Genomic DNA, 26,126 nt, shown 5'->3' with positions numbered 1-26,126 from the left:
TATGCCGACGTCTCCGTCATCAAGCGCGCAAGCGGCGCGTCTTGCCCTTGCCAACCGCCTTGTCGATCTCCGCAAGGCTGCCGGCCTGACGGGTAGGCAGCTGGCGTTCCGGTGCGGGTGGAACCCTTCGAAGGTCTCCCGCATCCAGAGTGCGCGAACCCCTCCGTCTGACTCCGACATTCGGGCATGGTGCACTGCTTGCACAGCGGCTGACCAGTCGGACGACCTGATCGCCACGTCGAGAGCGGTCGAGTCGATGTACATGGAGTGGCGTCGGCTGCACCGTGCAGGGATGCGCCAGGTGCAGGAGGACTTCTACACGCTCCACGAGCGGGCGGAGTTGTGCCGGACGTACGTCTCCAATGTCGTTCCCGGCTTCCTCCAGACGCCCGGGTACGCAACCGCCCTGATGCGCTCCATCACGGAGTTCCAGGGGACCCCTGATGACGTGGCCGACGCCGTTGCCGCACGGGTGGCGAGAGGACGACTCCTGAACGAGGGCAGGCACAGGTTCGCTGTGCTGATGGAGGAATGGGTGCTCCGCTCCCGGATCGGCGACGCGGAGACCATGGCCGGTCAACTAGGCCATCTGCTGGCGGTGATGCCGCTGGCATCGCTGTCGCTGGGGGTCATCCCATCCACCGCACAGCGCCGCATGTGGCCCCTCGAAGCGTTCTACCTGTACGACGATCGGCATGCTGTCGTGGAGACGTTGACAGCTGAGGTCAACGTCACCCAGCCCCGCGAGATCGCTGACTACACCCGGGCGTTCGGCGAGTTGCAGCGCCTCGCGGTCTACGGTGCCCGGGCACGTGCGCTCATCACGTCGGCACTAGCCGCCCTCGGGTGAATCCGTGCGCGGGGGCCTCGCCGGCGCCGGGCTCCTCGGGCGGGGCGGCCGCGCGTTTCCTGGCCTGGCGCCCCGCGATGCGGCGGGGCGCCAGGCCAGGAAACGGGGGCCCGGGTCTTTCGGCTTGGCTAGGTGCGGGCGGCGGTGGTGCGGGTGCGGCGGGAGAGGGAGTCCAGGACGACGGCGGCGAGCAGGACGGCGCCGGTGATCATGTACTGGATGGCCTGGGCGGCGTGGACCATGTCCAGGCCGGTGGTGATGGACTGGATCACCAGGATGCCCAGCAGCGCGGACCAGGTCTTGCCGCGGCCGCCGAAGAGGCTGGTGCCGCCGATGACGGCGGCGGCGATCGCGCTCATCAGGACGTTGCCGCCGCCCAGTTGCTTGTCGGCGGAGCCCTGCTGGGAGGCGTAGAACAGCCCGCCCAGGCCGGCCAGGAACGCGGACAGCATGAAGACGGAGATCCGCACCCGGGCCACGTTGACGCCGGCGCGCCGGGCGGCCTCCACGCCGCCGCCGACCGCGAAGATCTGGCGCCCGTAGGAGGTGCGGCGCAGGACGAAGTCGGTGAGGACGACGACGCCCACCAGCACGACCAGGGGCAGCGGCAGGCCGCGGTCCTGGTTGAGGGCGTAGGCGGTGGCGAGGGTGAGCACGGCCAGGGCGCCGGTGCGCACCACGGTGTCGGCGGTGGGGCGGGCGGTGAGGCCGGCGGCGGTGCGCCGGCGGGCGGTGCGCAGGTGGGCGAGCAGGTAGAGGGCGGGGGCGAGGACCGCCAGGGCCCAGGCGTAGGCGATGTCGCCATCGCCGAGGAAGGTGGTGTCGAGGGTGGCGATGAGGCCGCCGTGGCGGTTGTTGACGGTGCCGAGGTCGCCCAGGACGTACTCCTGCAGGCCGCTCCAGGTGAGCATGCCGGCGAGGGTGACGACGAAGGCGGGGACGCCGACGCGGGCGAAGAAGAGGCCGTGCAGCAGGCCCATGACGGTGGCCGCGGCGAGGGCGGCGAGCACGGCGAGCCATTCGGCGACGCCCTGGCGCACGGCGAGGACGGCGGCGAGGGCGGCGCTGGCGCCGGCGACGGAGCCCAGGGAGAGGTCGATCTCGCCGAGGAGGAGGACGAAGACGACGCCCACGGCGATGAGGCCGGGGCCGGCGATGAAGCGGGTGATGTTGGTGAGGTTGTCGGCCTGGAGGAAGTGGCCGGTGACGGACTGGAAGATGACGGCGATCAGGATGAGGCCGACGACGACGGGCAGGGAGCCGAGTTCGCCGGCGGCCAGGCGCCGGCGCGCGGCGTCCAGGTAGCCGGCGGGGCCGGCGGCCCGGGTGTGCAGGCGGGGGTCGGCGCCGGGGGCCACGGGGTCGGTGCCGGGGGCCACGGGGTCGGTGCCGGGGGCCGCGGGGGTGTCGGCGGGGGTGCTGGGCGTGGTCATGCGGCGTCCTCCTCCTCGGTGTGGCGGGCCTGGCGCCGGGCGTGGGCGTTGTCGGTGGCTCCGGTGATGGCGGAGACGATCTGCTCCTGGGTGGTGCCGGCGACGGGGAAGACGCCGTTGTTGCGGCCCAGCCGCAGGACGGCGACGGTGTCGGCGACGGCCCGCACGTCGGCCATGTTGTGGCTGACGAGGACGACGGCCAGGCCGCGTTCGCGCAGCCGCTCGACGAGGTCGAGGACCTGGGCGGTCTGTTCGACGCCGAGGGCGGCGGTGGGCTCGTCCAGGATGACGAGGGCGGGCTCGCCGACCAGGGCGCGGGCGATGGCGACGACCTGGCGCTGGCCGCCGGAGAGCGCGGCGACGGGGGTGCGCACGTCGGGGATGCGGATGGCGAGGGTGTCGAGGAGTTCGCGGGCGTGCCGCTCCATGGCGACCTCGTCCAGGAGCCCTCGGCGGCGTTTCTCGCGGCCGAGGAACAGGTTCGCGATGACGTCGAGGTTGTCGCACAGGGCGAGGTCCTGGTAGACGGTGGCGATGCCGAGGGCCTGGGCGTCCTGGGGGCGGGTCAGGCGCACGGGCTCGCCGTGCCAGGTGATGGTGCCCTCGTCGACGGGGTGGACGCCCGCGATGGTCTTGACGAGGGTGGACTTGCCGGCGCCGTTGTCTCCGACGAGGGCGAGGACTTCACCGGTGTGCACGTCGAGGCCGACATCGGTGAGGGCCTGGACGGCACCGAAGCGCTTGGAGACCGAGCGCAGCTGGAGGACGGGTGCGCCTGTCACATGAACCTTCTTCTGCGGTGGTGGACTTGGACCCGGGTCGAGCGGGGCGGGGCCGGGCTACTTGAGGCCGGCGGCGGCGCAGGCGGCGGCGTAGTCGGCGGTGCAGATGTCGGAGACCTTGTAGAGGCCGTCGGCGACGACCGTGGTGGCGATGTTGGCCTTGGTGACGACCTTGGCGTCCAGGAACTTGGCGGGGATGGCCTTGTCGGTGGCGCTGTCGACGGTGGCGGTGGCGACGGCCTTGACGTCCTTGCCCTTGAGGAGGGCGACGGCCAGTTCGGCGGCGGAGTCGGCGAGCGGGCGGTAGGCCTTGTAGATGGTGAAGGCCTGGTCGCCGTTGACGATGCGCTGGATCGCGTCGAGGCCGGCGTCCTGGCCGCCGACGGGGACCTTGATGCCGGCGCCCTGGAGCTGGGTGATGATGGCGCCGGCCATGCCGTCGTTGGCGGAGTAGACGGCCTGGAAGCCGTTCTTGCCGAGCTGGGTGACGGCGGCGCCGATCTTCTGGCCGGCGACGGTCGGGTCCCACTGGCCGGACTGCTCGTAGACGATCTTCTTGACCTTGGTGTCGAGGATCTTGTGGGCGCCGGTCTTGAAGTCGGCGGCGTTGGGGTCGGCCTCGTCGCCGTTGATCATGGCGACGTTGGCGTCGGCGGCCTGCGGGCCGAGGGCGTCGACCAGGGCCTGGCCCTGGAGTTCGCCGACCTTCTCGTTGTCGAAGGAGGCGTAGGCGGCGACCGGTCCGGTGGCCAGGCGGTCGTAGGCGACGACCTTGACGCCCTTGGCGGCGGCCTCCTGGACCCAGCCCTGGGTGGACTTGGCGTTGTAGGGGTCCAGGATGATCACCTTCACGCCCTGGGCGAGGAGGGTGTCGAACTGCTGCTTCTGCTTGGCGGCGCTGCCCTCGGCGTTGTTGTACAGGACCTTGCAGTCCGCGCACAGGGCGGCGACCTTGGCCTCGACGAAGGGACGGTCGAAGGATTCGTAGCGGGTGGAGGAGGCGTTCTCGGGTAGGAGCAGCCCGATGGACTTGCCGTCTCCGGAGGCGGCCGCGTCCTTCTTGTCGCCGCCCGCCTTGCCGCAGGCGGCCATGGACAGGGCCAGTGAGATGCCGGTGGTGGCGATGAGGACGCGACGCAGTGCTGCGTTCATGGGGGTGCCTCTCCCTGACGTCGCCGCGGCTCTGCGGCGGGGTGGGGGGAGTTAAACCTGAACGCGTACATGACGTCAATAAGTAAATTCAGACTGCGGGAGATGCGCCTCTACTCGTTATCTTCATGAACACTGACGGGGAGTTGAAACCTGGAGGAAGCTCCAAATGACGGAACGGCGGCGCCCGTTGCGGGGCCCGCCGTTCAAGAGTCGATCAACCTGTCGGAGTGTCAGGAAGGCGGGGCGCCCGCCGTCCCCCGTGTGGCGGGCGCCCCCGTGCGGAGGTGGTACCGGTGCGTCAGGGACGACGCGTCAGGGGCGGTCGAGGGTGATCGAGTTGATCGGGCCCAGGTCGTACCAGACGCCGTTCTGCGCCGGGATGTCGTAGACGCAGCTGCCGCCGCCCGAGCTCCGGCACAGGTGGGCGTGGGCGCCGCCGGACTGGTTGTTGAGGACCCAGTGGTTGCCGTACTGGTTGCTCAGGTTGTGCGCGCCGTAGCTCCAGTACACCTCGCTCGGGGCCGAGGCCGGGTTCTGGTTCTGCGGGTAGACGCAGACCGCCCCGTACGGACAGCCCGCCCAGGAGCCGTCGGCGGCGCCGGCGCTGCCGGCGCCCAGGGTGGTCAGGGTGGTCAGGGCCGCGGTCGCGAGGGCGAGGGCGGCGACGGCGTGGGTGATCCTGCGCATGGATGGTTCTCCCTTGGCTGGTGAGCGGCCTGACGTGGGGTCCGGCCGGTGCTCAGCAGCCTAGGAACGCGGGCGCGGCGGCGGTCCCTGACATCTGACAGGGGCGCGCCGCCGCACTCCGGGAGCCGGTTCGCCGGCTCACCGGGCTAGAGCTTGCCGAAGGTGTCGCACTGGGCGAGGTCGCCGGTGCGGTAGCCGGTGGTGAACCAGGTCTTGCGCTGGTCGGAGGAGCCGTGGGTCCAGCTCTCCGGGTTGACCCGGCCGGTGGCCTGCTGCTGGATCCGGTCGTCGCCGACGGCCGCGGCCGCGTCCAGGCCCTGGGCGATGTCCTGGTCGGTGAGGGAGGCGATCAGCGGCCGGCCGGTGGAGGGCTGCGGGGTGGTGGTGGCGTGGTGCGCCCACACCCCTGCGTAGCAGTCGGCCTGGAGTTCCAGCTTCACGGAGGCGCTGTTGGCGCCCTGGCGGTCGCTGCCCACCTTCTGCATGGTGCCGAGGAGGTTCTGGATGTGGTGGCCGTACTCGTGGGCGACGACGTAGGACTCGGCGAAGGGCCCGCCCTTGGCGCCGAAGCGGGCCGAGAGCTCGTTGAAGAAGCCGAGGTCGAAGTAGGCCTTCCGGTCGCCGGGGCAGTAGAACGGGCCGACGGCGGAGGTCGCCGGGCCGCAGGCGGTGGAGACCTGACCGGTGAACAGCACCGTCTCGGCGTTGCGGTACGCGGTGCCCGTGCGCTTGGGCAGTTCGGCGCGCCAGAACTCCTGCACGCTGTTGGTGACCGCCACGATCCGGCAGTCCTGGCGCCGGTTGGCGTCCGCGCCGGTCTTGCAGGCCTGTTGCACCTCGCCGGCGGTGTGCGCGCCGCTGGAGGTGGTGGAGCCGCCGCCGGAGGACAGGCCCAGCAGCTGGGGGTCCACGCCCAGGACGACCGCGAACAGCACGACGATCAGGCCCACCGCCCCGCCGCCGATGGCGACCTTCCCGCCCGGGATCCCGCGCCGGTCGTCCACCTGCGAGGTGTCGAGGTCGCCCTGGTCGTCGAACTGCATGCCCCTGCCCGATTCTGTCGTGTTTGTCAGTACTGGTGACGGTCTGTGCCGGTGACGGCCCGCCCAGCCTACGGGCAGCGGGCGCCGGCGCGGCGCAGCGGGGGCGGGGGCGGCGGGGCCGGACGGCGGCGGGGCCGGGCGGGGGCGGGGCCGGGCGGGGGCGGGGCCGGGCGCGCCGTCCTGGACCACCACCTGACCCGACTGCTGGACTGACGGATCATCAACTCTCGACGCGGGTGCAGGATTCGACCGCGACGGAGGCCTCGGCAGGGCGGGCGACCTCGCGGGGGCGGCCGAGCAGGACGCCGGCCAGGACCAGGGCCAGCCCGCACACCTGGCGCGCGCCGAGCCCCTCCCCCGCGAGGCCGGCGCCCAGCAGGACGCCGGCGAGCGGGTTGAGCAGGCCGAGCAGCCCGACCGTGCCGGCCGGCAGGTGGCGCAGGCCCGCGAACCAGAGGGCGAAGGCGAGGGCGGTGGCCACCAGGGCGACGTAGCCGAAGGCCGGGAGCGTGCGGGCGTCCATCGCCGGGGGCGCGCCCTCCACGGCGGCGGCCAGGGGCAGCAGCATCAGGCCTCCGGCGGTCAGCTGCCAGGAGGTGACGGCCAGTGGGTCCGCGCCCTCGCGCCAGCGGGCGGCCAGCACGTAGCCGACGCAGGAGACCAGCATCGCCGCCACCGACGCCGCCAGCCCCGCCCCGCTGACCGCGCCGCCCGCGCCGCCCGCGCCGAACAGCGTCAGCGCCACCCCGCCCAGGCCCACCACCGCGCCGACCAGGTGGGCGCGGTGCGGGCGCTGCCCGGCCAGCGCCCAGGCGGTGAGCAGCATCGCCAGCGGGGAGGCGGCCATGACGGTGGCGGCGGTGCTGGTGGGCAGCAGTTGGGAGGCGAGGTAGAGCAGGACGAAGAACACCGCGGCGTTCAGCAGTCCGAGCAGGGCGCTGCGCCACCACCAGGGCCCGCGCGGGCGGCGGCGGGACAGGGCGAGCAGGACCAGTCCGGCGGGCAGGGCGCGCAGGGCCGCGCCCCACAGGGGCCGGTCGGCGGGCAGGTAGGCGTGGGTGACGTAGTAGTTGGCGCCCCAGGCGAGCGGCGCGACCGCGGTCAGCAGCACCCACCGCAGATTGGCTTCCATGGAAGGCAATATACCTTCCCGGGAAGGTACTGGCGGTAGGATGGCTCCATGGAGCACCACCAGCAGCACCCCCGGACGCCCTCCCCGCCGGGCGCGGACGCCGACCACGTGGCGCTGATCCAGGCCCAGTGGCGGCGCGAACGCCCCGACCTCGACGTCTCCCCGCTGGCCGTCATCGGCCGCCTGCACCGCCTCGCCGCCCGGCTGACCGGCGAACTCGCCCTGGTCTACTCCCGCTACGGCCTCGGCGAGGGCGAGTTCGACGTCATGGCCGCGCTGCGCCGGGCCGGCGCCCCCTACGAGCGGGCCCCCGGGGAGCTCGCCGCCCACACCATGGTCACCACCGGCGCGATGACCAAGCGGATCGACCGCCTCGAACGCGCCGGGCTGGTCACCCGCCGCCTCGCCGAGGGCGACCGGCGCGGGCGCCTCGTCGCCCTCACCGACGCCGGCCTGCGGCTGATCGACGAGGCGTTCACCGCCCACATGCGCAACGAGCACCGCCTGCTCGCCCTCCTGTCCCCCGAGGAGGCCGCCGCCCTGCAGGCCCTCCTCACCGCCTGGCAGCACCGCCTGGACGGCACCGCACCGGGCGGCGGGCCAGCAGAATGTGACGCATGACCAGCACTCCGCCGCCGTCCCAGCCCGAACCCGAGCCCGGACCGCAGCCCCAGCCGCCCCAGCCGTCGCCGTCCGGCAGCCCGGAGAGCCCGGGGGCCCGGGCCGACCGGCGGCTGGTGGAACTGCTGCAGGAGCTGCGGGTGCTGCAGACCGGCGTGCAGATCGTGTTCGCGTTCCTGCTCGGGGTCGCCTTCACCCCGCGCTTCGCCACCCTCACCGACGGCCAGCAGGACGTCTACGTCACCACCCTGCTGCTGGCCGTCATCTCCTCGGCCGTGTTCGCCACCCCGGTGGCGCTGCACCGCGGGCTGTTCCGCCACCCCGGCAAGGCGCGGATCGTCAAGGTCTCCGCCCACATCGCCCAGCTGGGCCTGATGCTGCTCGCCTGCGCGCTCACCGGCGCCGTGCTGCTCGTCCTGGACGTCGTGCTCGGGACCGCCACGGCCCTGGCCATCACCTCCGTCGTCGCGCTGATCTTCGCCGGGCTGTGGTTCGTCCTGCCCTGGGCGGTGCGCCGCCCGCTGCACGACGACTGACCCGGGCGCGCCGGACCGGGCACGGCGCCGCGTCCGGCGGGCGCGGGCACGTGCGCGCCGTGTGGTGAACTCCGCTCCCCCACAAGGCGGTCGGCGACGGTCAGCCCGCCGCCACGGGCGGGGTGAGCCAGTCGTCGAGGGGGACGCCGCAGCTGTTGACGATGCCCACGACCAGCGCGTAGGCGCCGACGAGGGCGAGCAGTTCCAGCAGCTGCGGGGTGGAGTGGCGGGCGGCCAGCTCGCGCCAGGTGGCCGGGGAGAGCGCGTGGTCCCCGCACAGCTCGTCCACGGCCCGCAGCAGCGCCCGGTCGCCCTCGCTCCAGCCGGGGGCGTCCGGCCCGCCGAGGACGCGGGCGATCTCGGGCCCGGTCAGGCCGGCGGCGGCGCCGAGTCGGGCGTGGTGGTGCCACTCGTAGGCGCAGCCGGTGCGGTGGGCGGTGCGCAGGATCGCCAGTTCCCGTTCGCGGGGCGGGAGCAGGCCCTGGGCGAGCTGGGTGAGCAGGGGCACCAGGGCGACCAGCAGGTCGGGGTGGTGGCCGATGGTCGCCAGGACGTTGAGCACCGGACGGCCCGCCAGCGGCCCGGCGCCGCCGGCGAGGACCTGCGCCGCGGGGCCCGACAGTCGTCCGGCCAGGGCGGCGACCTCGGAGGCGGGCCGCGGCGCGAGCCTCGGGGCCGCGCCGGCGGGGCGCGGGGCGGCGTGCGGCTCGGGGTACGGCGCCGTGTAGTGGTCGAGACGACCCATCAGCTCCAGCTCGTCGGGGGTGCCGTCGCCGTTGAGCTCGCGGTAGACGGCGCCGACGTTGAGCACCAGCCGCTCGGGGTCGGCCCAGTGGGCGAAGCCGTCCAGGTCCATCTCCCGGGCCGCCCGGAGGACGGGCAGGCCGGCCCGGTGCGCGCGCACGGCGTGGTCGTGGAGCCGTTCCAGGTAGTCGCGGAAGGCACGGACCTCCGTTTTGCCGACGACCGGCCCGTGCCCGGGCACGATCGTCTCCACGTCCAGGCCGAGGATCAGGTCGCAGGCCGCGATCCAGCCCGACACCGGACCGCTGTGGACCACCGGGTGGCCGCCGACGAACAGGATGTCCCCGGTGAACAGCACGCCCGCGTCCGGGACGTGGACCAGCACGTCACCGGCGGTGTGGGCCGGGCCGACCTCGATCAGCCGGACGCTGCGCCCGCCCACCGCGACCTCCAGTTCGCCGCTGAAGGTGCGGGTCGGCGGGGTCGGGGTGATGCCGGTGAAGTCGAAGGCCTCACGCATCCGTTCGGCGACCCGAGGGAGCGGGATGTCGCCCGGGGAGACGAGCAGCTCGTGCAGGCGCTCACCGCGCATGTGGGCCGCGGCGGCCTCGGAGGCGAGGATCTCGGCGTCCGGGAGCAGCTGGTTGCCCCACCAGTGGTCGCCGTCGCTGTGGCTGTTGACCAGGGTGCGGATGGCGAGCCGGGGCAGGGCCCGCGTCATCGTCTCCAGCATGGTGCGGGTCTGCGGGACGGTGAACAGGGTGTCGACGAGCAGCCCTTCGCCGCCGGAGACGATCAGCCCGGCGTTGCTGAAGCCCCAGGTGCCGCTGGGTTGCAGGTAGGCGTAGGTGTCCTCGGCGATCGCGTGCAGGCCCAGGGTGAAGGGGACGGCCATCGCTTGACCTCCTCAGTAGGTGTACTGGAGTACCAATATGTACTCCAGTACCAAATTGGATTCAAGTACACTCGGTGTGTGAGACCGACAGCACCTCAGGAACCCGCGGCACCGCAGGAACCGGCCGGACCCCAGGGCGGGCAGGGCCGGCCGGACGGGCCAGCCGGACAGGACCGGCGCGGGCAGCGCCGCAGCGCCACCCGCGAACGGCTGCTGGCCGCCGCCCTCGACCTGTTCGCCGCCCACGGCTACGCGGCCACCACCTACGACCACATCGCCGAACGCGCCGACACCGGCCGCCAGACGGCCTTCAACCACTTCCGCCGCAAGGAGGACTTCGTCACCGCCTGGGTCCGGCAGCGCCACGAGCTGCTGGACCGGCAGGAGGCGGCGGACGCGGCCGACGGCGGACCGGTCGTCGAGGCGCTGGCGGACGAGCTCCGCGCCCTCGCGCGGCTCAACGAGCAGGACTACGCGCTGGCCAAGGAACTCCATGACAGCGGGGTCCTACACGCCGCCTTCGGCCTGGGCGCCGTCACCCCGCGCGCGATCCTCGCCACCGTCACCCGCGGCCGGCAGCGCGGCGAGATCCGCCCCGACCTCGACCCGACCGCCGTCGCCGACCTCGTCTTCGACTGCTACGCGACCGCCCTGAGCCGCTGGCTGGCCAGCGACGCCGCCTTCCCGCTCGCCGACGCCCTGCTGGCCAGGCTCGCCGTGCTCGCCGCCGGCTTCGGGCCGCCGCGCGGCGCCTGACAACTGACGCCTGAGGCCCGACGCCGCCGGGACCGTCCGTACGCCCGCCGCCCGCTTCCGCCTCCCGCCGCCCGCTCCCGTCACCCGCGCCGCGCCGGGGGCGGGCGCGGCGCGGGTGACGGACGGGACCGGGCCGGGGCCGGCTGTCGGGCGCCGGGGGCCAGGCGAGGAAGTCCCACAGCTCCCTCACCCCTCAGAGCCCGCCCGCCCCCGAAACCGCTTACCGCCCCACCCCGCGCGGCGGGTACCGTGCCCGGATGCACAGCAACGACAACAACGGCAGCGGAAGCGGCAACGGGAACGGCAACGGCAGCGCCCCCACCTGGGACGTCCTGCTGCTCGGCGGCGCCTCCGGCCTCGGCAAGAGCCGCGCCGCCGCCGAACTCGCCCGGCACAGCGGCGCGTTCGTGGTCGAGTTCGACGACGTCGTCGCCGCCCTGCACGCCGCCACCACCGCCGAGGGCCACCCCGGCCTGCACCACTTCGACGGCCTCGACGACCCCGACGCGCTGCCCGCCGACCGCGTCCTGGAACTGCAGATCGCCACCGCCCGCGCCCTGGACGACGCCCTGCTCGGCGTGGTGCGCAACCGCCTCACCGTCGACGTGCCCGCGATCGTCGAAGGCGACTACCTCACCCCGGCCGCCGCCGCCCGCGCCGCCGCCGAGGCCGCCGGACGGGGCCGCGTCGTGCGCGCCGCGTTCCTGCACGAGGGCGACGCGGCCGGCATCAGCGCCAACTACGCCCAGCGGGAACCCGACTGCGGCCCGCAGGAGCGCCGCGCCGCCGTCAGCGCCCGCTACTCCCACTGGCTCGCCGACCAGGCCCGCACCCACCACCTGCCCGTCCTGGACTGCCGCCCCTACCCCACCCTCGCCGACCGCCTGCTCCGCGCCCTGACCTGACCTGGCCCGACCTGGCCTGGCCTGACCTGACGAAAGGGGTCCAAGATGCTGATCGTGGTGAGCGGCGGGCCGGGCAGCGGGAAGACGACGCTGGCCCACGCGCTGGCACAGGCCCTCGGCTGCCCGGCGGTGTGCCGGGACGAGCTGAAGGAGGGCCTGGTGCACGCGGGCACCCGGGCCGGGAACCCCGACGAGGCGGTGCGCGCGGCGTTCTTCGACGTCCTGGAGGTCCTGGTGCGCGCGGGGGTGAGCGTGGTGGCGGAGGCCGCGTACCAGGACCGGCTGTGGCGGCCCGGCCTGAGCCCGCTGGCCGAACACGCCGAACTGCGCATCGTGCACTGCCGGGTGGACCCGGCAGTGGCCCGCGCCCGGATCCGCACCCGCCTGACGACGCACCCGCACCGCGCCGCGCACGCCGACCGCGCGCTCCTCGCCACCCCGCCCGGCCCGGGCAACCTGCTGGACGACTTCACCCCGCCGTCCCTGCCGGCGCCGCACCTGCACGTGGACACCACCCACGGCTACCGCCCGCCGCTGGCCGACATCGCCGCCTTCGCCACCGGAGCCGGCGGCTGACGGACGCCCGAACTGCTCGGCCTGGTCCGACACGGTCTCTTCGTTCATCGCCGCCGGGCGCGACGCGCCCGATCACGGCCTGCCCGACCATGACGCCAAGGCGCGGTCGACAGTTCGCCAGCGAGTCCGGCGGTTCGCCGGATCAACTCCTCACAGTGGCAGTCGAGTTCGGATTCCCGCAGGCGTTCGACGGGCTTCGCGCGACGGCGCCTCCGCGGGCCTGCCGCGCCCTGCCGTCCGTTTGCGGGCAGCGCGCGAGGGGGAGGTCCCCGCGCCGGGTGCCGCTTGCGGGCGAGGCGCCGTGACCTCCGTGATCGCCGTGGCGTCGACCGCCACTCCGACGGCCGTACCTTGACGGTCCGTCCGCCATTGCCGGCCCGTCCCTGTGGGCCGCCGGGATGACTTCCCCAGCGTGCCGAATCGGCCCGGATGGTGTATACGGCATAGTCGTTTCGTCACCTTATGGCGTATTTATGCCGCCATCCACGCGTCCCGTGAACACCCTGGGGAGTCCCCGATGCCCGAAGTCAGACGCCGCTGGGGCTTGGCCCGAGCCTTCGAGGCACCGGGGAGAGCCGCCCCGAATCGGCGCGGCTGGTCCGGAGTGCTCGCGGCCGTGCTGGTGCTGGCGCCGGTGCCGCTCGTCCCGCTGCTGGCCGCCCCCGCCGCGCACGCGGCTCAGGCGTGCCCGGCGGATGCCGGCTACACCGACTGCCTGTCCTTCGCCTACACCGGAAGCGACCAGGACTTCACCGTCCCCACCGGGGTCTCCTCGATCAGGGCGAAGGCCTGGGGCGCGGGTGCGGCCGCCGACGGCGACACCGCCGCGGCCGGCCGCGAGCACGCGAACCGGCCGGGCGCTGCCGGCGCCTACGCGACCGCGCTGCTGGAGGTGACGGCCGGACAGCGGCTGACGGTGGTACCGGGCCAGGGCGGGCGCTCGCACCCCGACGCCGCAGACTCCCCGGCGGCCCGCAACGGCGGCGCCTCCACCATCCGGTCGGGCCAGTCCCACACCCCCGCGGACACCCTGCTGGCAGCCGACGGCGGCACGGCCACGAACGCGACTGAGACCGCGACCGCGAGCGGCGCCGGTGCTGCCGGGGCCGGTCCTGCCGGGGCCGGTGCTGCCGGGGCCGGTCCTGAAGACGGGTCGCAAGGCCTTGCCCCTCACGTGACCGAGCGCCAGTACGTCACCGGGGCGGCCTTCGGCGGCTTCGCCCCGTCCATCACGGACGTCAACGGCGCCAACACCGGCGCCGACGCGGCCAAGGGCGGCGGCCACAGCGGCGACGGCGGCAACGGCCTCGTCGTGCTGGAGTGGAAGGATTCCGGCGCCGACGCCACGACGGCGAAGGCCGACCCGTCAGCGGCCTCGACGCCCACCGGCCAGAGCAGCGCTCCAGGAGCCCCGTCCCCGGAGGCCACGCCATCCGCAGCGGCCGGACCGGCCGCCCCGAGCAGCGCGGCCGCCGCGCCGAGCGCCGCCCCGCTCGGCCGCCTGCCCCGGGCACCCGGCGACCCCCTGGACTGCACGGGCAACACGATCTACGCCATCCAGCGCGGCTCCTCCACCGCCGCGACCGGCACCCTGCTCGCCCTGGCCGCTGGCACCGTCGGCGGATCCAGCGTGACCGCGACGACGGTCAGCACGCTCCCCGCCGGGTCGGGCTTCACCAACGCCCTCGGAATCACCGACGGCGGCACCGCCGCCTACGTGGTCGACCAGACCCCGACCGTCGCCGGGTCCGTCAACGTGTACGGCTACAACGCGGCCACCGGGGCCTGGACCACCTACACCGGATCCGCCGGCGCCACCACCGACTCCTTCGTCGCCGGCGCGGTGAACCCGGCCAACGGCATCTACTACTACGCCAGCTTCGAACCCGGCACGGCGACCACACCCGGCGTGGCCACCCTCTACGGCTTCAACACCGTCACCAACACCGCGATCCCCGGCGTGATCGCCACGTTCGACCTGCCGGTCACCGGAGCCTCCGGCCCCAACGGCGACATCACCTTCGACGCGGCCGGCAACCTCTACGTCCTCTCCTCCGTCGGCACCGACGCCGCCATCGGTCGGGTGGCCGGGCCGATCCCCACCACGGGGTCGGCCACCGGTGTGCCGCTGACCGACACGGTGCTGAGCACCCTGCCCAACCCGAACGGCAACTCGTTCAACGGGGCGGCCTTCGACAACGCCGGAAACCTCTACATCGAGTTCGCCTCGGGGAGCACCACCTACCTGGAACAGCTCAACCCGAACACCGGCGCGATCACGGCCGGGCCCACGCCGTACTCCAACAACGCCTTCCTGTCCGTGGACCTCGGCGCCTGCTCCACCAACCCGACCCTGGCCCTGCAGAAGAACATCGTCGGCCGGTTCGCCGAGTCGACCACCTCGAACGACCAGTTCGGCCTGGCGATCACCGGCGGCGGCATCACCCAGGGCAACACCGCCACCACGACCGGCACCAGCACCGGCGTCCAGACACCCCCCGCCGGCCCGGTCATCGCCGTATCGGGGACCACCTACACGCTGACCGAGACCGCCGCCTCCGGCAGCCTCGCCAACTACACCACCGCCTACGACTGCGTCGACACCGCCAACGGCAACGCCCCGGTCGCCTCGGGCACCGGCGCGACCACGTTCAACCTGCCGTTCCCGCCCACGGTGGAGGGCAAGAACAGCCCGATGGTGCTCTGCACCTTCACCAACACCCCGGTCCCCGCGACGCCCTCGCTCACGATCGTGAAGACCGCGTCCCCGACCACGGTCACCGCCGTCGGGCAGGTCGTGGACTACAGCTTCCTGGTCACCAACACCGGGAACGTCACGCTGACCGACGTGACGGTGAACGAGACCGCGTTCTCCGGCACCGGCACCCCGCCCGTGATCACCTGCCCGGCAGGCGCCGCCTCCCTCGCCCCCGGCGCGTCCGTGACCTGCACCGCCCCCTACACCGTCACACAGGCCGACATCAACGCGGGCTCGATCACCAACACCGCGACGGCGACCGGCACACCGCCCACCGGCCCGCCGGTGACCTCACCGCCCTCCAGCGCGACCGTCACGGCAACGCCCGCACCCGCACTCACCATCATGAAGACCGCCTCCCCGACCACGGTTTCGACCGTCGGGCAGGTCGTGAACTACAGCTTCCTGGTCACCAACACCGGCAACGTCACCCTCACCGACGTGACGGTGAACGAGACCGCGTTCTCCGGCACCGGCACCCCGCCGGTGGTGACGTGCCCGGCCGGCGCGGCCTCGCTGGCGCCCGGCGCGTCGGTGACGTGTACTGCGAGCTATGCGGTGACGCAGGCCGACATCAACGCGGGCTCGATCACCAACACAGCGACGGCGACCGGCACACCGCCCACCGGCCCGCCGGTGACCTCACCGCCCTCCAGCGCGACCGTCACCGCGACGTCCAACCCGGCGCTCACCATCCTGAAGTCGGTGGATGCGACGGAACTGACCGGTGCCGGCCAGGTGCTGCACTACTCCTTCCTGGTGACCAACACCGGCAACGTCACCCTCACCAACGTCACCGTGAACGAGACCGCCTTCTCCGGCACCGGCACCCCGCCCGTGATCACCTGCCCGGCAGGCGCCGCCTCCCTCGCCCCCGGCGCGTCCGTGACCTGCACCGCCAGCTACACCGTCACGCAGGCGGATGTCGACAGTGGGAAGGTCACCAACACGGCGACGGCGACAGGTACCCCGCCCACCGGCCCGCCGGTGACGTCCCCGCCGTCCTCGACCAGCGTCCCGAACACCCCGGCCCCGGCGCTCACCATCGTCAAGTCCGCCTCGCCGACCACGGTTTCGGCCGTCGGGCAGGTCGTGGACTACAGCTTCCTGGTGACCAACACCGGCAACGTGACCCTGACCAACGTGACGGTGAACGAGACCGCCTTCTCCGGCACCGGCACCCCGCCCGTGATCACCTGCCCGGCAGGCGCCGCCTCCCTCGCGCCCGGCGCGTCCGTGACCTGCACCGCCACCTACACCGTCACACAGGCTGATCTCAACGCCGGCAGCATCACGGACACCGCGACGGCCACCGGCACACCGCCCACCGGCCCGCCCGTAACCTCACCGCCGTCCAGCGCGACCGTCACCGCGACGTCCAACCCGGCGCTCACCATCGTCAAGTCGGTGGATGCGACGGAACTGACCGCCGTCGGCCAGGTGCTGCACTACTCCTTCCTGGTGACCAACACCGGCAACGTCACCCTCACCAACGTCACCGTGAACGAGACCGCCTTCTCCGGCAGCGGCACCGCTCCCGTGGTGACCTGCCCGGCAGGCGCCGCCTCGCTCGCCCCCGGCGCGTCCGTGACCTGCACCGCCACCTACACCGTCACACAGGCCGACCTGAACGGCGGCAAGGTCGCCAACACGGCAACAGCGACGGGCACTCCGCCCACCGGCCCGCCCGCGACGTCCCCGCCGTCCTCGACCAACGTCCCGAACACCCCGGCCCCGGCGCTCACCGTGGTGAAGTCGGCTTCCCCGACCACGGTCACGGCCGCGGGTCAGACCGTCGACTACAGCTTCCTGGTGACCAACACCGGGAACGTGACCCTGACCGACGTGACGGTGAACGAGACGGCGTTCTCCGGCAGCGGCACGGCGCCCGTGGTGACCTGCCCGGCAGGCGCCGCCTCGCTCGCCCCCGGCGCGTCCGTGACCTGCACCGCCACCTACACCGTCACACAGGCCGACCTGAACAGCGGGAAGATCACCAACACCTCGACGGCGACGGGCACTCCGCCGTCCGGTCCGCCGGCGACCTCCCCGCCGTCCAGCGCGACGGTGACCGCGAAGCCGCCGCACGGCCACCTGCCGAGCACCGGCGCGAACACCCACCTGGCCGGGCTGGCGGGGAGTCTCCTGCTCCTCGGCGGCGGGCTGGCGCTGGTGACGCGCCGCACCCGTCGTCGCGGCTAGCAACGACGGCTGACGGCGGCGGTCCCCGGAGCATGGGCTCCGGGGACCGCCGCCGTTCTGTGCCCGTCCGTCGTCCGTCCGTCGTCCGTCCGTCGTCCGTCCGGCCCGTGGGTGAGGGGCGGACGACGGGACGAACCTCAGCCGAACGGATGAACCTCCGCCACCGCCAGGCCCGCCGAGCCCGCACCGCCCGCACCGGCACGGTAAGACAGGCCGGGCCCCTCTGCGGTGACACCGGTGTGATCGTTCCTGGCGCCGCCCACAGCCGAAGGAAGTAAGAGATGCGCGAAACCAAGCACAAGGCCCGAGCGGGTGCCGCCGCCGGCATCGCACTGCTCGCCCTCGCCGCCCTGTCCGGCTGCCGCCAGCCCCACAGCGGTGGCAGTCAGGACGTGCAGGCCGCTACGGCCGCGCCCTCCGAGGACGCTGCGAGCAGCGGTGAGATCGCCGTGCTGGAGCAGCCGACGCTGCCGCCGCCGTCGTCCGTCGCCAACGACCAGGAGAAGCGCAAGCAGGTCACCATCGGCACCTGCGAGGCGACCAAGGACGGCTGGCGCGCGGCCGGCACCGCGGTGAACCCCGGCGGCCGGGACGCGGACTACCGGATCGTCGTCTACTTCACCTCGGCGAAGGCCACGGTGCTCGCCCTCGGCGACACGGCGGTGAACGTCAAGGCGGGGCAGAGCGGCGCGTGGGAGGTGCGGCAGGCGTTCCACGCGCCGCAGGGGACCCTGTGTGTCCTGCGGGGCGTCAGCTGAGCGCCCACTGCCGGGGCCGGGTTCGGGTTCGGGTGTCGGCGAGGTAGCTGCCGCCCGGCGTTCTACCGCGGTGGGGGCCGGTTCTCGTCGCAGGTGGTGCGTTGGCCGTGGAGGAGGAGGGGGACGGCGCGGTTGGCGAGGGCTTCGGCGGCGCGGGCGGCCTGGGCGGGGGCCATGACGTCCGGGAGTTCGTGGGCGGGGACGAAGCGGGCGCCGAACAGGCCGCTGCGGTGCCGGGGCGGGACGGTCAGGCGGGCGGCGGCGTGCTCGGTGACGGTCCCGCCGTCGAAGACCAGGTTGAGGCGCTCCAGGTAACGGTCGGCCGGGGTGAAGTCGACGGCCAGGACGTCCGTGAGGCGCAGGTTGAGGCCGGTCTCGGCCTGGAGGTGACGCGCGGCGGCGAGGTTGGGGGGCTCGTTGGGCTGGGCGGCGCCGCCGGGGAGGAGGAGGCCGTCCATGTAGTCCGGGTCGACGAGCAGGACGTCGCCGCGCGGGTTGCGCACGAGGACGAGGCAGCCGAGCCGGCACACCGGCGGCTTGGCGAGCAGACGGGGGTCACGCATCGGGCGGTTCACTTCCTGAGGGCGGCGAGGAGCAGGAGGGAGAAGCCCGCCCACCAGAGCAGGCGGGCGAGGAGTTCAGTCGTCATGCGTCAGGCGCTCGTAGCGCAGCCCCTTGCGGAGCAGGTCGACGACCCGCAGGAGTGCGGACGGGCGGGCGCAGCCGAGGCCGATGAGGTAGCAGCCCGTCCTGCGGCCGTGCTCCCAATCCACCTCGACGGAGGGCAACTTCACCCCGGCCAGGGCGAGGACGGCCGTCAGGTCGTCCAGGACGGTGACGCGGTTGAGGGCGGATCCCATCACGCCCCCACCCGGCGTCGAACCTCGAACCCCCGCCAGGCGCTGAAGGCGGCGGAGAAGGAGGAGAAGGAGGCCAGCTCACCCGAGGTGCCGCTGCGCAGCCACTCCCCCGTCGTCTCGTTCCGCACCCGGTAGCACCGGCCCTCCGGGTCCCAGCGGACCCCGTAGCCGTGGAGGCGGGGAACTTGGGCATCAGCCATGGGAATAACCTTCCGCAGTCAATCCTTCACTTTCTGTGTGGGAAAGACTTGCGGAACGACCCCCTCCTAGGGAAGCATCTGAAGTCGCCAGTTCAGCATGGTTCAGTTGGGAAGCATCATGAACCGTAAGAAGCTTGATCCTGCGTCATCCCCGTACGCGACCCTCGGGATTCAGCTCCGCCGTTCACGCGAGGCACGCGGCCTGACCCAGACGGAACTCGGAGAGGCCATCGCCTACTCCGGTGCCTACATCTCCAGCATCGAACGCGGCATCCGCGCGCCGAGCCGCCGATTCGTCGATCTCGTGGACGAGCACCTCGCCACCGGCGGCACGCTCGGCCTGATGCTCGACCAGCTCGAACACAGCATCCTGATAGAGGGTTTCCCTGAGTACGCCGACAAGGAAGCCGAAGCGACCGCCATCCGGCTCTTCGAAATCGGAGTCATCGCAGGACTCCTCCAGACTCCGGACTACGCGGCGGCCTACGAGCAGGCACCCGTCAAGCGTGGGACCGTTACGCAGCAGCAGGCCGACGAGCGAGTGCGGTTCCTCCTCTCCCGGCAGAAGCGGCTCGACCAGCCTTCTCCGCCATACATCCAGGCCGTACTCGACGAGTGGAGCCTGCGACGGCCGATCGGTGGACCAGCAGTGATGGCGCGCCAGTTGGCTCACTTGGAAGAGCTGGCTGGTCGGCCGAACATGACCATCCAGGTAGCCCCGCTCGGTCTCGGAGAGCACCGGCCGTTCGCACACCCGGTGACGCTTCTGACGATGCCGAATCGTTCGTTGCTCGGCTATTCGGAGAGCCACCAGCGTGGTCTTCTGGAGCGCGACGCCGAAAGCCTCATGGACTGGGCCAGGGAGTACGATCGGCTGCAAGCCGAGGCACTACCTCTGGCCCCGTCGCTTGAGCTGATCCGCGTAGTACGGAAGGAATTTGAAAGTGCACCTTGACCTATCCGGCGCTCGCTGGCGCAAAAGCACGCGCAGTGGACAAGGCGGCCAGTGCGTCGAGGTCTCCGACGCCTTCCCCGGCATCGTCCCGGTCCGCGACTCCAAAGACCCCAACGGGCCCGCTCTTCTCTTCCCCTCCCCCGCCTGGCAGTCCTTCGTCACCGCCATCCGCGCTGGCGAGTTCGACGCCCGGTAGCAGCAACTCCGGCCCCGACGCCCCGATCCAGGGCGGCGGGGCCTTCTCAACCCCTCCACCCGGTTCAACCCCGCCGCCGTGACCTCAGGGGGTGATGAACGGATGATCTGGCCCAACACCGTCCGGGCGAACGTCAAGACCGGGCACGACCGGGAGGTGTTCGCCGTCTACCCGTACCGCTCGGCCTGCCCGCAGTCGGTCTGGGCGCAGCTGATCGCCGAGGCCCGGTCCGACATCTTCCTCGCCGGCTACACCAGCTACTTCGTGTGGCTGGAGCAGCCCGCCCTGTTGCAGACTCTGCGGCGCAAGGCCGAGAGCGGCTGCCGGGTCCGGTTTCTCCTCGGGGATCCGGTCTCCGACACGACGCGTCAGCGGGAGCAGATCGAGGACGTGGCGCTCACGGTGTCCACCAGGATCAGGGTCACCCTGGAGAACCTGGCCAAGCTCTCCGGCACCGAGGGCATCGAGGCCCGGTTCAGCGCTCCGGACGACGGCCCGAACCACGTCGGCCTCTCCGTCTTCCGCTTCGACGAGCACGCCCTCGTCACGCCCCACCTCGCCCGCACCGTCGGCCACGACTCACCCCTGATGCACCTGCGGCGCAGCGAGGAGAACGGCATGTTCGACCGCTTCGCCGAACACGTCGAAGAACTCTGGTCCCGGGGCAGCGACATCCGTTCCGGCCCGCGCTGACACCTGCGTCTAACCCGGCGCCGGAGTGGGAAGTCATCCCCATCGACTTTCCACTCCGGCCGCAGGAGGCAACCGCGATGGACACCACTTGGCGCAAGAGCAGCTACAGCGGCGGCGGAGGCGAATGCGTCGAGGTCGCCGACGGCTTCACCGGTGTGCAGCCCGTCCGGGACTCCAAGGACCCCGACGGGCCTGTCCTCCTCTTCCGCTCCCCCGCCTGGCGGGCCTTCGTCGCCGCCGTCCGCGCGGGTGAGTTCGACGCCCGGTAGCGGCAATTCCTGGGTGGGGAAGAGGAACTGGCCGGTGTCGCTGAGTCGACGGCTTGGGTGCGCGTGACGGCCTTGCCCTGGCCGTCCAGTCGCCCGTGGGGTCCGTGTGGCCGCGTGCGTCAGTGGTCGGGGGTGTGGGCAGCGGGGCGGACGGCGTCGGGCAGCAGGTGGAGTTCGTAGGGTGTGTAGCAGTCCGACATCTCGCTTCCGACCACGGCGCCGCAGTGGCAGGCACGGTTGGGTGGGCCGTCGCCGGGGGCTCCGCAGCAGCTGGGTGGCCCGGTCGTTGTTGTGTGCCAGGTGAGGCCGGTCCCGTCCTCGGGGTGCAGGACGAAGGTGTTCCGGGGCCCGGCCGAGACGACGACCGTTCCGTCGAAGTCGCTGATGCACGGGCCGCCGGGGTAGGCGGGGGGCCAGTCGTCCTGGTCATCGGCCGGGACGAAGGGCGGCCCGTGCGGCTGCGGATCGACGGCGTAGTGGCCACGGGGCATGGTGGGCGGGGCCTGTCGCCGGCCGTTGACGAGCTCGCCCTCGAACAGGTGCCGGGCAGGAACCGCCGGGAGGGGCTCAAGGTCGGCCGTGAGGGCCTCGCCGCAGGCGGCGCAATGAAAAATCGTCATCGCGGCATGTCTACAGCGACGGCCCTCACGTCACAACATAATTCCGTTCCCCCGCAGGCAGGGGCTCGCTCGTCAGCCGAACCGGAACACCTGGTCGGGCCAGCCGCCGTCGGGTACCGCGCTGTCGAGGGCCTCGCTGATCGTGCGTTCCTCGTAGGCGAAGTGGGATTCCATGATCGCGGTGAGTCCGTCGAGTTCGCGCCCGACCGCTTCCAGCCCGTCGCCGGGCGATTCGGCGGCGTGGTCGGCGAGTTCGCGCACCCTGGTGAGGATGGCGGCGATCATCTCGTGGTCCTCGACGAGCTTGGCGACCGTCCCGGCGAGCTGCGGGCGTTCGCGCAGCAGGTGGGCGAACATGCCCTCGTCCTCGCCCTGGTGGTGTGCCGTCAGCGCGGCGCAGAAGGCCAGGCAGTGGGTGCGCAACGTGTCGTCGCCCGGGCGGCGCTGTCCGATTCCGGCTCTGATCCGGCCGACCTGGCGGCGTAGTTCCTGGTGCGCTTGGGAGAGTTGAAGGCTCAGGGCGACCGCGCGGTCGCCGTCCTGGGAGGCCACGGAGGGCGGTCCCTTCGGTTCCGCACCTCCATGCCTGACGCTGTCCGTCACCGGCACGCGATGCTGGCGCCATCCGATCACGGGCCGCGGCGCCACGGCAAGCGCCGTCGCGGGTGGGTGCCGAAGGCTTCCCCGGACATCGTGGCCCCGCGGCCCGGCTTCCGGCGGGTTCCGAGCGCGGTCGAGCGGCATGCGGGTGGTGACGGCGGGGGCTCCGGCGTCGCCTGACGTCCGCGGCGATGCCGGAGCCGTGCGGGATCCGCGCCGAAGGCCGGCCGGCCGGGCGGGCGCGGTGGACACCCCCGAAGGGGCCCCGGGCGGGGCCCGGGGGCCGGTCAGGCGTCCAGCGGGTGCCAGGCGGGGCCGGGGCCGTCGTGGCGGACGCGGCCGAAGACGACGTCGGCGAAGTGGACGCCGAAGCCGATCGTGTCGGGTTCGGCGAGTTCGGCGACGAGGCGGCGGCGGGATTCGACCGCGCGGGCCGGGTCGTGGTCGACGGACACGGACCACTCGGGGTGGTCGACCTGGACGGGCGAGTGCATGGCGTCGCCGAAGGCGATCAGCCGTTGCCCGCCCGCGGTGACGGTGTACTCGGCGTGTCCGGGGGTGTGGCCGGCGCCGACGTGCACCCGGACGCCGGGGAAGACCTCCTGCCCGTGCGCGACCGTGCGCACGCGCGGTGCCAGGACGGCGGCCCCCTCGACCGCGCCGGGCCCGTCCGGCCGGGCGAGGTGGCCGGCCCATTCCGCCTCGGACACCAGGTAGTCGGCGTGGGCGAAGGCCGGCCGGTCGCCGCCGGGGGCGGGGTGCCAGGCCCAGCCGGTGTGGTCGGAGTGCAGGTGGGTGAAGGCCACCGCCTCGATGTCGTCCGGCCGGCGGCCGAGTTCGGCGAGGTTGTCGAGGAGCGCGCCGCCGTGGCCGGGGCCGTGCGGGACGCTCGGGTCCGCCGGCAGCGAGCGGGGCCCGAAGCCCGCGTCGATCAGCAGGGCGCGCCCGGCGTGCTCGACGAGCAGCGCGCCGACGGTCGCGACGAACTGGCCGGAGGCGTCGAGGTACTGCGGGCGCTCCGCCCACGTCCGGTCGGTGGTCTCGGGCAGCCAGCCACGCGGCGGCAGCAGGACGACGCCGTCCGGCACGAAGGTCACCTTCGTGTCGCCGAGCTGTACGGAGCGGATGCCGGAGGGCCGTCGCAGCCGCTCGTCCCGGTGGGCCGCGTCGGCTTCGAAGTTCGCCATGGTCCCTTCCCCTCTTCGGTGTCGGTCCGCCGCCGGGCCGGTGGCGACGGCGGCGGCCCTGCCACCGTAAGCATCAAGCTAGAAAGATTCAAGATATAAAGGTTCAAGTGATAAATATGATGGCTTGATGGACTCGCTAGGATGGAGCCATGACGACGCCCCCCCGACCGCAGGCCACCCCCGAATGGGAGCTGTGCGGCCTGGTGAACGGGCTGGCCCAGCAGATCGCCGACCACGTCCGCGAACGCGCCGTCACCCTGGGCCTGACCGCGCCCCAGGCGACCGCGCTGCGGGAGATGACCGGGCCGCTGACCATGCGCGAACTCGCCCAGCGCATGAACTGCGAGCCCTCCAACACCACCTTCGTCGTCGACCGGCTGGAGAAGCAGGGCCTGGTCGAGCGCCGACCGCACCCCACCGACCGCCGCGCCAAGCACCTCGTCCTCACCGCCGAGGGCGCGGCGCTGCGCACGCGCCTGCTCGCGTTCCTCACCCAGGACTCGCCACTGGCCGGCCTCACCGCCCCCCAGCAGCACGCCCTCCGGGACCTGCTCGAACTGGCCACCCGCCTCTGCCCCGGCCAGCCGCCCGGCCCGGCCGGAGGCCGCCCGCCGGGCCGGTAGATCGGCGCGGGCCCCGCACTCCCCCGGCGCAGCGGCCAGGTCCTGTCCGGCCGGCAGGGCGCGCGCCGGGTGTCGGGAACGCCGGGTGACCGTGACCGTGTTCGCGTGGGCGGCCTGCGACCGTGACCGTGTTCGCGTGCGCGGCCTGCGGCCGCCCCCGATCGCCGGACCGCTGACCAGACTGCCCGGCTTCTTCGCCCTGGAACCCGGGCCGTGGGGCGCCCCGCTCGCGCCCTCCGACGCATGCCTGCCGGTCTTCGCCGGGGTCCCTGCGTCGGCGATCCGGACGGCGACGGGTTCCCGGTGTCCGCGGGGCCCCGGAACACCGTGGTCCTGCACCCCGATGACGCACCGTCACTCCAGCCGCATCCCGGTGGGAGGCATTCCCGGGGGGCTGCCACCCCGACGGCCCGAGCGGCATGAACCAGCTGTGCCCCTGCGGCGCGAAGGCGGGCACGCTGATCAGCGAGTGCAGCACCGCGTACGAGCCGCACCCGGGCCCCGGCCGGGTGCGCGCGATCACGGGCTGAGCCTGCGGGCCCTACGCGGACGGCGCACCCGTGTCCGCGTCCGCGGCGGGGGTGGTCAGGCGGTGGCGGGCCGCGGCGAGGAGTTCGTCGGACAGGGCGGGGTCCTCGCTGGCGCGGGCCAGGAGGAGGGCTCCGACCATGGTGGACAGGTCGGCGAGGGCGCTCTCGCGGTCGGCGGCGTCGGGCAGGTGCTGGAAGCCGTCGGCCAGGTCGCGCAGTCCGGCGGTGAAGGCGGTGCGCAGCGGGGAGCCGGGTTCGGCGCGGGCCGCGTCGGCGGCCAGGGCTGCGGCGGCGCAGCCCTGGCCGGGGTTGTCGCGGTGGGGGGTGGAGAGGTAGCGGGCGAGGAACTCGGCGCGGGGGGTGGGGTGTTGGGGCGCGGTCGGGTCGGCGGCGGCCGGGTCGGGGGTGGGGTCGTCGGCGAGGCGGTCCATGGCCTCGCGGCGTTCGGTGAAGGCGGCCGTGAGGGCTTGGGCGACGAGGTCGTCCTTGGAGGTGAAGTGCCGGTAGAAGCCGCCGTGCGTCAGGCCTGCGGCGGCCATCGCCCGGGGGACGCTGACCTGGTCGGAGCCCTGCTCCCGGATCAGTCTGGCGGTGTGGTCGATCACCTCCTGGCGGTGGCGTTCGGCCTCGGCCCGTGACACGCGGGGCATGCCTGCGTTCCTTTCCTCGTCCTGCGGTGGTGGTGGTCCTACTTTCCCATCCGGGCTTCCCCATCCAGTTTAGATGATGGTAATAATCTAAACGTTGCGGTGCTCCGGCTGCGGGCGCCGCCTTCCGAGAGCGAGGAACACGCACATGACCGTGATCGACGGCTCCACCGCCCTGGTCACCGGAGGCCTGCGCGGCCTCGGCCGGGCGTTCGTCGGGGAACTGCTGGCGCGCGGCGCGAAGAAGGTCTACGCCACCGCCCGCACCCCCGTGCCCAGCGAGGACGGGCGGGTGGAGGTCCTGGCCCTGGACGTCACCGAGGACGCCTCGGTGGCCGCCCTGGCCGAGCGCGTCCAGGACGTCGACCTCGTCTTCAACAACGCCGGCGTCCTGTACCCGGGAGCGCTGCTCACCGGCGACCTGCGGCAGGTCCAGGCGACCTTCGACACCAACGTCCTGGGCCCGCTGCGCATCGCCCGGGCCTTCGCGCCGGTGCTGGCGGCCCGTGGCGGCGGGGCGCTGGTCGACATCCACTCCGCGCTGTCCTGGGGCGCGGGCGCCGGCGCCTACGGCGCCTCCAAGGCCGCCCTGTGGTCCCTGACCAACTCCCTGCGCCTGGAGCTCGCCGCCCAGCACACCCAGGTCGTCGGCGTGCACCTGGGCTTCGCGGACACCGAGATGGTGGCGGCCCTGCCCGTCGACAAGATCCCGGCCGCCGAGGTGGCCCGCATCGTCCTGGACGGCGTCGAGCGCGGCGATCGCGAAGTCCTCGTCGACGACCTCACCCGGGCGCTCAAGTCCGCGCTCCCCGGCCCGGTGGAGGGCCTCACCATCCCCATCCGCCGCTGAACCGCGCCCCGCCGAAACCCGTCGAAACCCGCCGGCCACCGCCGGCCGACACCGAGGAGAACACCC

28 protein-coding genes are annotated in these 26,126 nt (G+C 73.1%); 14 read left to right on the top strand and 14 right to left on the bottom strand.

Annotated elements, in window-relative coordinates:
* The first annotated feature begins 1 nt into the window (after position 1).
* On the top strand, positions 2–850 hold the full coding sequence (locus AB0O19_RS29840; protein ID WP_363623957.1) for a helix-turn-helix transcriptional regulator: 849 nt from the start codon (positions 2–4) through the stop codon (positions 848–850).
* Positions 851–978: 128 nt separating this feature from the next.
* Here AB0O19_RS29840 and AB0O19_RS29835 read toward each other — a convergent pair whose 3' ends face one another.
* The 6 genes from AB0O19_RS29835 to AB0O19_RS29810 all read right to left on the bottom strand — a co-directional run bounded on the left by AB0O19_RS29835 (position 979) and on the right by AB0O19_RS29810 (position 7,079).
* On the bottom strand, positions 979–2,283 hold the full coding sequence (locus AB0O19_RS29835; protein WP_363623955.1) for a sugar ABC transporter permease: 1,305 nt from the start codon (positions 2,281–2,283) through the stop codon (positions 979–981).
* Positions 2,280–3,065 (bottom strand): ATP-binding cassette domain-containing protein, encoded by a 786-nt coding sequence (locus tag AB0O19_RS29830; protein ID WP_363623953.1) that lies wholly within the window; start codon positions 3,063–3,065, stop codon positions 2,280–2,282. The genes AB0O19_RS29835 and AB0O19_RS29830 overlap by 4 nt, the downstream gene beginning before the upstream one ends.
* Positions 3,066–3,122: 57 nt before the next feature.
* A complete protein-coding gene (locus AB0O19_RS29825; protein ID WP_363623951.1) occupies positions 3,123–4,217 on the bottom strand; it encodes a substrate-binding domain-containing protein in 1,095 nt (364 codons plus the stop codon).
* 312 nt (positions 4,218–4,529) lie between these two features.
* A complete protein-coding gene (locus AB0O19_RS29820; RefSeq protein WP_363623950.1) occupies positions 4,530–4,904 on the bottom strand; it encodes a hypothetical protein in 375 nt (124 codons plus the stop codon).
* Between the two features lie 146 nt (positions 4,905–5,050).
* Complete coding sequence (locus AB0O19_RS29815) at positions 5,051–5,947, bottom strand: neutral zinc metallopeptidase (RefSeq protein WP_363623948.1); 897 nt, start codon at positions 5,945–5,947, stop codon at positions 5,051–5,053.
* Positions 5,948–6,167: 220 nt separating this feature from the next.
* A complete protein-coding gene (locus AB0O19_RS29810) occupies positions 6,168–7,079 on the bottom strand; it encodes an EamA family transporter (protein WP_363623946.1) in 912 nt (303 codons plus the stop codon).
* A 48-nt stretch (positions 7,080–7,127) separates the two neighbouring features.
* On the opposite strand from AB0O19_RS29810, the gene AB0O19_RS29805 reads away from it, so the two are divergent.
* Complete coding sequence (locus tag AB0O19_RS29805) at positions 7,128–7,700, top strand: MarR family transcriptional regulator (protein WP_363623944.1); 573 nt, start codon at positions 7,128–7,130, stop codon at positions 7,698–7,700.
* Positions 7,697–8,236, top strand: coding sequence for a DUF6328 family protein (locus AB0O19_RS29800; protein WP_363587884.1), 540 nt, complete (start codon positions 7,697–7,699; stop codon positions 8,234–8,236). The genes AB0O19_RS29805 and AB0O19_RS29800 overlap by 4 nt, the downstream gene beginning before the upstream one ends.
* A gap of 100 nt (positions 8,237–8,336) precedes the next feature.
* Here the strand turns inward: AB0O19_RS29800 and AB0O19_RS29795 are convergent, their stop codons facing one another.
* A complete protein-coding gene (locus tag AB0O19_RS29795; RefSeq protein WP_363623942.1) occupies positions 8,337–9,875 on the bottom strand; it encodes an MBL fold metallo-hydrolase in 1,539 nt (512 codons plus the stop codon).
* A gap of 78 nt (positions 9,876–9,953) precedes the next feature.
* Between AB0O19_RS29795 and AB0O19_RS29790 the strand changes: the two genes are divergently transcribed.
* The 5 genes from AB0O19_RS29790 (at position 9,954) to AB0O19_RS29770 (ending at position 17,830) form a co-directional block, all read left to right on the top strand.
* Positions 9,954–10,631: a TetR/AcrR family transcriptional regulator gene (locus AB0O19_RS29790; protein WP_363623940.1), complete on the top strand. Its 678-nt coding sequence runs from the start codon at positions 9,954–9,956 to the stop codon at positions 10,629–10,631.
* A gap of 257 nt (positions 10,632–10,888) precedes the next feature.
* Complete coding sequence (locus AB0O19_RS29785; protein WP_363623938.1) at positions 10,889–11,536, top strand: AAA family ATPase; 648 nt, start codon at positions 10,889–10,891, stop codon at positions 11,534–11,536.
* Between the two features lie 45 nt (positions 11,537–11,581).
* Positions 11,582–12,112: an AAA family ATPase gene (locus tag AB0O19_RS29780; protein WP_363623936.1), complete on the top strand. Its 531-nt coding sequence runs from the start codon at positions 11,582–11,584 to the stop codon at positions 12,110–12,112.
* A gap of 517 nt (positions 12,113–12,629) precedes the next feature.
* The gene (locus tag AB0O19_RS29775) at positions 12,630–17,072 is read left to right on the top strand and encodes an LPXTG cell wall anchor domain-containing protein (RefSeq protein ID WP_363623935.1); all 4,443 of its coding nucleotides are present in this window, start codon (positions 12,630–12,632) and stop codon (positions 17,070–17,072) included.
* Between the two features lie 281 nt (positions 17,073–17,353).
* Entirely contained in the window at positions 17,354–17,830 is a 477-nt protein-coding gene (locus AB0O19_RS29770) for a hypothetical protein (RefSeq protein ID WP_363589746.1), read from the top strand.
* 62 nt (positions 17,831–17,892) lie between these two features.
* Here the strand turns inward: AB0O19_RS29770 and AB0O19_RS29765 are convergent, their stop codons facing one another.
* The 3 genes from AB0O19_RS29765 to AB0O19_RS29755 all read right to left on the bottom strand — a co-directional run bounded on the left by AB0O19_RS29765 (position 17,893) and on the right by AB0O19_RS29755 (position 18,890).
* Positions 17,893–18,393, bottom strand: a complete 501-nt coding sequence (locus AB0O19_RS29765; RefSeq protein ID WP_363623933.1) for an NUDIX domain-containing protein — start codon at positions 18,391–18,393, stop codon at positions 17,893–17,895.
* A 75-nt stretch (positions 18,394–18,468) separates the two neighbouring features.
* Positions 18,469–18,690, bottom strand: a complete 222-nt coding sequence (locus AB0O19_RS29760) for a hypothetical protein (protein ID WP_363623931.1) — start codon at positions 18,688–18,690, stop codon at positions 18,469–18,471.
* Positions 18,690–18,890, bottom strand: a complete 201-nt coding sequence (locus AB0O19_RS29755) for a hypothetical protein (protein WP_363623929.1) — start codon at positions 18,888–18,890, stop codon at positions 18,690–18,692. The genes AB0O19_RS29760 and AB0O19_RS29755 overlap by 1 nt, the downstream gene beginning before the upstream one ends.
* A 118-nt stretch (positions 18,891–19,008) precedes the next feature.
* On the opposite strand from AB0O19_RS29755, the gene AB0O19_RS29750 reads away from it, so the two are divergent.
* The 4 genes from AB0O19_RS29750 (at position 19,009) to AB0O19_RS29735 (ending at position 21,003) form a co-directional block, all read left to right on the top strand.
* Positions 19,009–19,845 carry a helix-turn-helix transcriptional regulator gene (locus AB0O19_RS29750; RefSeq protein ID WP_363623927.1) on the top strand — a complete coding sequence of 279 codons (837 nt, stop codon included), beginning with the start codon at positions 19,009–19,011 and terminating at the stop codon, positions 19,843–19,845.
* The gene (locus AB0O19_RS29745; protein ID WP_363623925.1) at positions 19,829–20,041 is read left to right on the top strand and encodes a DUF397 domain-containing protein; all 213 of its coding nucleotides are present in this window, start codon (positions 19,829–19,831) and stop codon (positions 20,039–20,041) included. The genes AB0O19_RS29750 and AB0O19_RS29745 overlap by 17 nt, the downstream gene beginning before the upstream one ends.
* A 102-nt stretch (positions 20,042–20,143) precedes the next feature.
* A complete protein-coding gene (locus AB0O19_RS29740) occupies positions 20,144–20,734 on the top strand; it encodes a DUF5919 domain-containing protein (RefSeq protein ID WP_363623924.1) in 591 nt (196 codons plus the stop codon).
* A 77-nt stretch (positions 20,735–20,811) separates the two neighbouring features.
* On the top strand, positions 20,812–21,003 hold the full coding sequence (locus AB0O19_RS29735; RefSeq protein WP_363623922.1) for a DUF397 domain-containing protein: 192 nt from the start codon (positions 20,812–20,814) through the stop codon (positions 21,001–21,003).
* A 119-nt stretch (positions 21,004–21,122) separates the two neighbouring features.
* Here AB0O19_RS29735 and AB0O19_RS29730 read toward each other — a convergent pair whose 3' ends face one another.
* The 3 genes from AB0O19_RS29730 to AB0O19_RS29720 all read right to left on the bottom strand — a co-directional run bounded on the left by AB0O19_RS29730 (position 21,123) and on the right by AB0O19_RS29720 (position 23,410).
* Positions 21,123–21,623 carry a hypothetical protein gene (locus tag AB0O19_RS29730; protein ID WP_363623920.1) on the bottom strand — a complete coding sequence of 167 codons (501 nt, stop codon included), beginning with the start codon at positions 21,621–21,623 and terminating at the stop codon, positions 21,123–21,125.
* 72 nt (positions 21,624–21,695) lie between these two features.
* The gene (locus AB0O19_RS29725) at positions 21,696–22,175 is read right to left on the bottom strand and encodes a hemerythrin domain-containing protein (RefSeq protein ID WP_363623918.1); all 480 of its coding nucleotides are present in this window, start codon (positions 22,173–22,175) and stop codon (positions 21,696–21,698) included.
* Between the two features lie 335 nt (positions 22,176–22,510).
* Positions 22,511–23,410: an MBL fold metallo-hydrolase gene (locus AB0O19_RS29720; RefSeq protein WP_363623917.1), complete on the bottom strand. Its 900-nt coding sequence runs from the start codon at positions 23,408–23,410 to the stop codon at positions 22,511–22,513.
* 149 nt (positions 23,411–23,559) lie between these two features.
* On the opposite strand from AB0O19_RS29720, the gene AB0O19_RS29715 reads away from it, so the two are divergent.
* Positions 23,560–24,033: a MarR family transcriptional regulator gene (locus tag AB0O19_RS29715; RefSeq protein ID WP_363623915.1), complete on the top strand. Its 474-nt coding sequence runs from the start codon at positions 23,560–23,562 to the stop codon at positions 24,031–24,033.
* 541 nt (positions 24,034–24,574) lie between these two features.
* Here the strand turns inward: AB0O19_RS29715 and AB0O19_RS29710 are convergent.
* A complete protein-coding gene (locus AB0O19_RS29710; protein ID WP_363623913.1) occupies positions 24,575–25,213 on the bottom strand; it encodes a TetR/AcrR family transcriptional regulator in 639 nt (212 codons plus the stop codon).
* Between the two features lie 145 nt (positions 25,214–25,358).
* On the opposite strand from AB0O19_RS29710, the gene AB0O19_RS29705 reads away from it, so the two are divergent.
* Positions 25,359–26,060, top strand: coding sequence for an SDR family oxidoreductase (locus AB0O19_RS29705; protein WP_363623911.1), 702 nt, complete (start codon positions 25,359–25,361; stop codon positions 26,058–26,060).
* The last annotated feature ends 66 nt before the right edge of the window (positions 26,061–26,126 follow it).

Origin of the sequence: Kitasatospora sp. NPDC091276, from assembly GCF_040684355.1 — a bacterium.
Taxonomy (GTDB): Bacteria; Actinomycetota; Actinomycetes; order Streptomycetales; family Streptomycetaceae; genus Kitasatospora.
The sequence above is the reverse complement of the archived record's forward strand: the minus strand, read 5'-3'. Positions and strand labels throughout refer to the sequence as shown.

Coding starts and splice junctions, on each gene's coding strand:
- AB0O19_RS29750 (WP_363623927.1), top strand. CDS start 19,009: ATGAACCGTAAGAAGCTTGATCCTGCGTCATCCCCGTACGCGACCCTC.
- AB0O19_RS29800 (WP_363587884.1), top strand. CDS start 7,697: ATGACCAGCACTCCGCCGCCGTCCCAGCCCGAACCCGAGCCCGGACCG.
- AB0O19_RS29810 (WP_363623946.1), bottom strand. CDS start 7,079: ATGGAAGCCAATCTGCGGTGGGTGCTGCTGACCGCGGTCGCGCCGCTC.
- AB0O19_RS29780 (WP_363623936.1), top strand. CDS start 11,582: ATGCTGATCGTGGTGAGCGGCGGGCCGGGCAGCGGGAAGACGACGCTG.
- AB0O19_RS29765 (WP_363623933.1), bottom strand. CDS start 18,393: ATGCGTGACCCCCGTCTGCTCGCCAAGCCGCCGGTGTGCCGGCTCGGC.
- AB0O19_RS29720 (WP_363623917.1), bottom strand. CDS start 23,410: ATGGCGAACTTCGAAGCCGACGCGGCCCACCGGGACGAGCGGCTGCGA.
- AB0O19_RS29740 (WP_363623924.1), top strand. CDS start 20,144: ATGATCTGGCCCAACACCGTCCGGGCGAACGTCAAGACCGGGCACGAC.
- AB0O19_RS29805 (WP_363623944.1), top strand. CDS start 7,128: ATGGAGCACCACCAGCAGCACCCCCGGACGCCCTCCCCGCCGGGCGCG.
- AB0O19_RS29825 (WP_363623951.1), bottom strand. CDS start 4,217: ATGAACGCAGCACTGCGTCGCGTCCTCATCGCCACCACCGGCATCTCA.
- AB0O19_RS29735 (WP_363623922.1), top strand. CDS start 20,812: ATGGACACCACTTGGCGCAAGAGCAGCTACAGCGGCGGCGGAGGCGAA.
- AB0O19_RS29820 (WP_363623950.1), bottom strand. CDS start 4,904: ATGCGCAGGATCACCCACGCCGTCGCCGCCCTCGCCCTCGCGACCGCG.
- AB0O19_RS29705 (WP_363623911.1), top strand. CDS start 25,359: ATGACCGTGATCGACGGCTCCACCGCCCTGGTCACCGGAGGCCTGCGC.
- AB0O19_RS29770 (WP_363589746.1), top strand. CDS start 17,354: ATGCGCGAAACCAAGCACAAGGCCCGAGCGGGTGCCGCCGCCGGCATC.
- AB0O19_RS29755 (WP_363623929.1), bottom strand. CDS start 18,890: ATGGCTGATGCCCAAGTTCCCCGCCTCCACGGCTACGGGGTCCGCTGG.
- AB0O19_RS29730 (WP_363623920.1), bottom strand. CDS start 21,623: ATGACGATTTTTCATTGCGCCGCCTGCGGCGAGGCCCTCACGGCCGAC.
- AB0O19_RS29815 (WP_363623948.1), bottom strand. CDS start 5,947: ATGCAGTTCGACGACCAGGGCGACCTCGACACCTCGCAGGTGGACGAC.
- AB0O19_RS29715 (WP_363623915.1), top strand. CDS start 23,560: ATGACGACGCCCCCCCGACCGCAGGCCACCCCCGAATGGGAGCTGTGC.
- AB0O19_RS29775 (WP_363623935.1), top strand. CDS start 12,630: ATGCCCGAAGTCAGACGCCGCTGGGGCTTGGCCCGAGCCTTCGAGGCA.
- AB0O19_RS29710 (WP_363623913.1), bottom strand. CDS start 25,213: ATGCCCCGCGTGTCACGGGCCGAGGCCGAACGCCACCGCCAGGAGGTG.
- AB0O19_RS29835 (WP_363623955.1), bottom strand. CDS start 2,283: ATGACCACGCCCAGCACCCCCGCCGACACCCCCGCGGCCCCCGGCACC.
- AB0O19_RS29840 (WP_363623957.1), top strand. CDS start 2: ATGCCGACGTCTCCGTCATCAAGCGCGCAAGCGGCGCGTCTTGCCCTT.
- AB0O19_RS29795 (WP_363623942.1), bottom strand. CDS start 9,875: ATGGCCGTCCCCTTCACCCTGGGCCTGCACGCGATCGCCGAGGACACC.
- AB0O19_RS29785 (WP_363623938.1), top strand. CDS start 10,889: ATGCACAGCAACGACAACAACGGCAGCGGAAGCGGCAACGGGAACGGC.
- AB0O19_RS29760 (WP_363623931.1), bottom strand. CDS start 18,690: ATGGGATCCGCCCTCAACCGCGTCACCGTCCTGGACGACCTGACGGCC.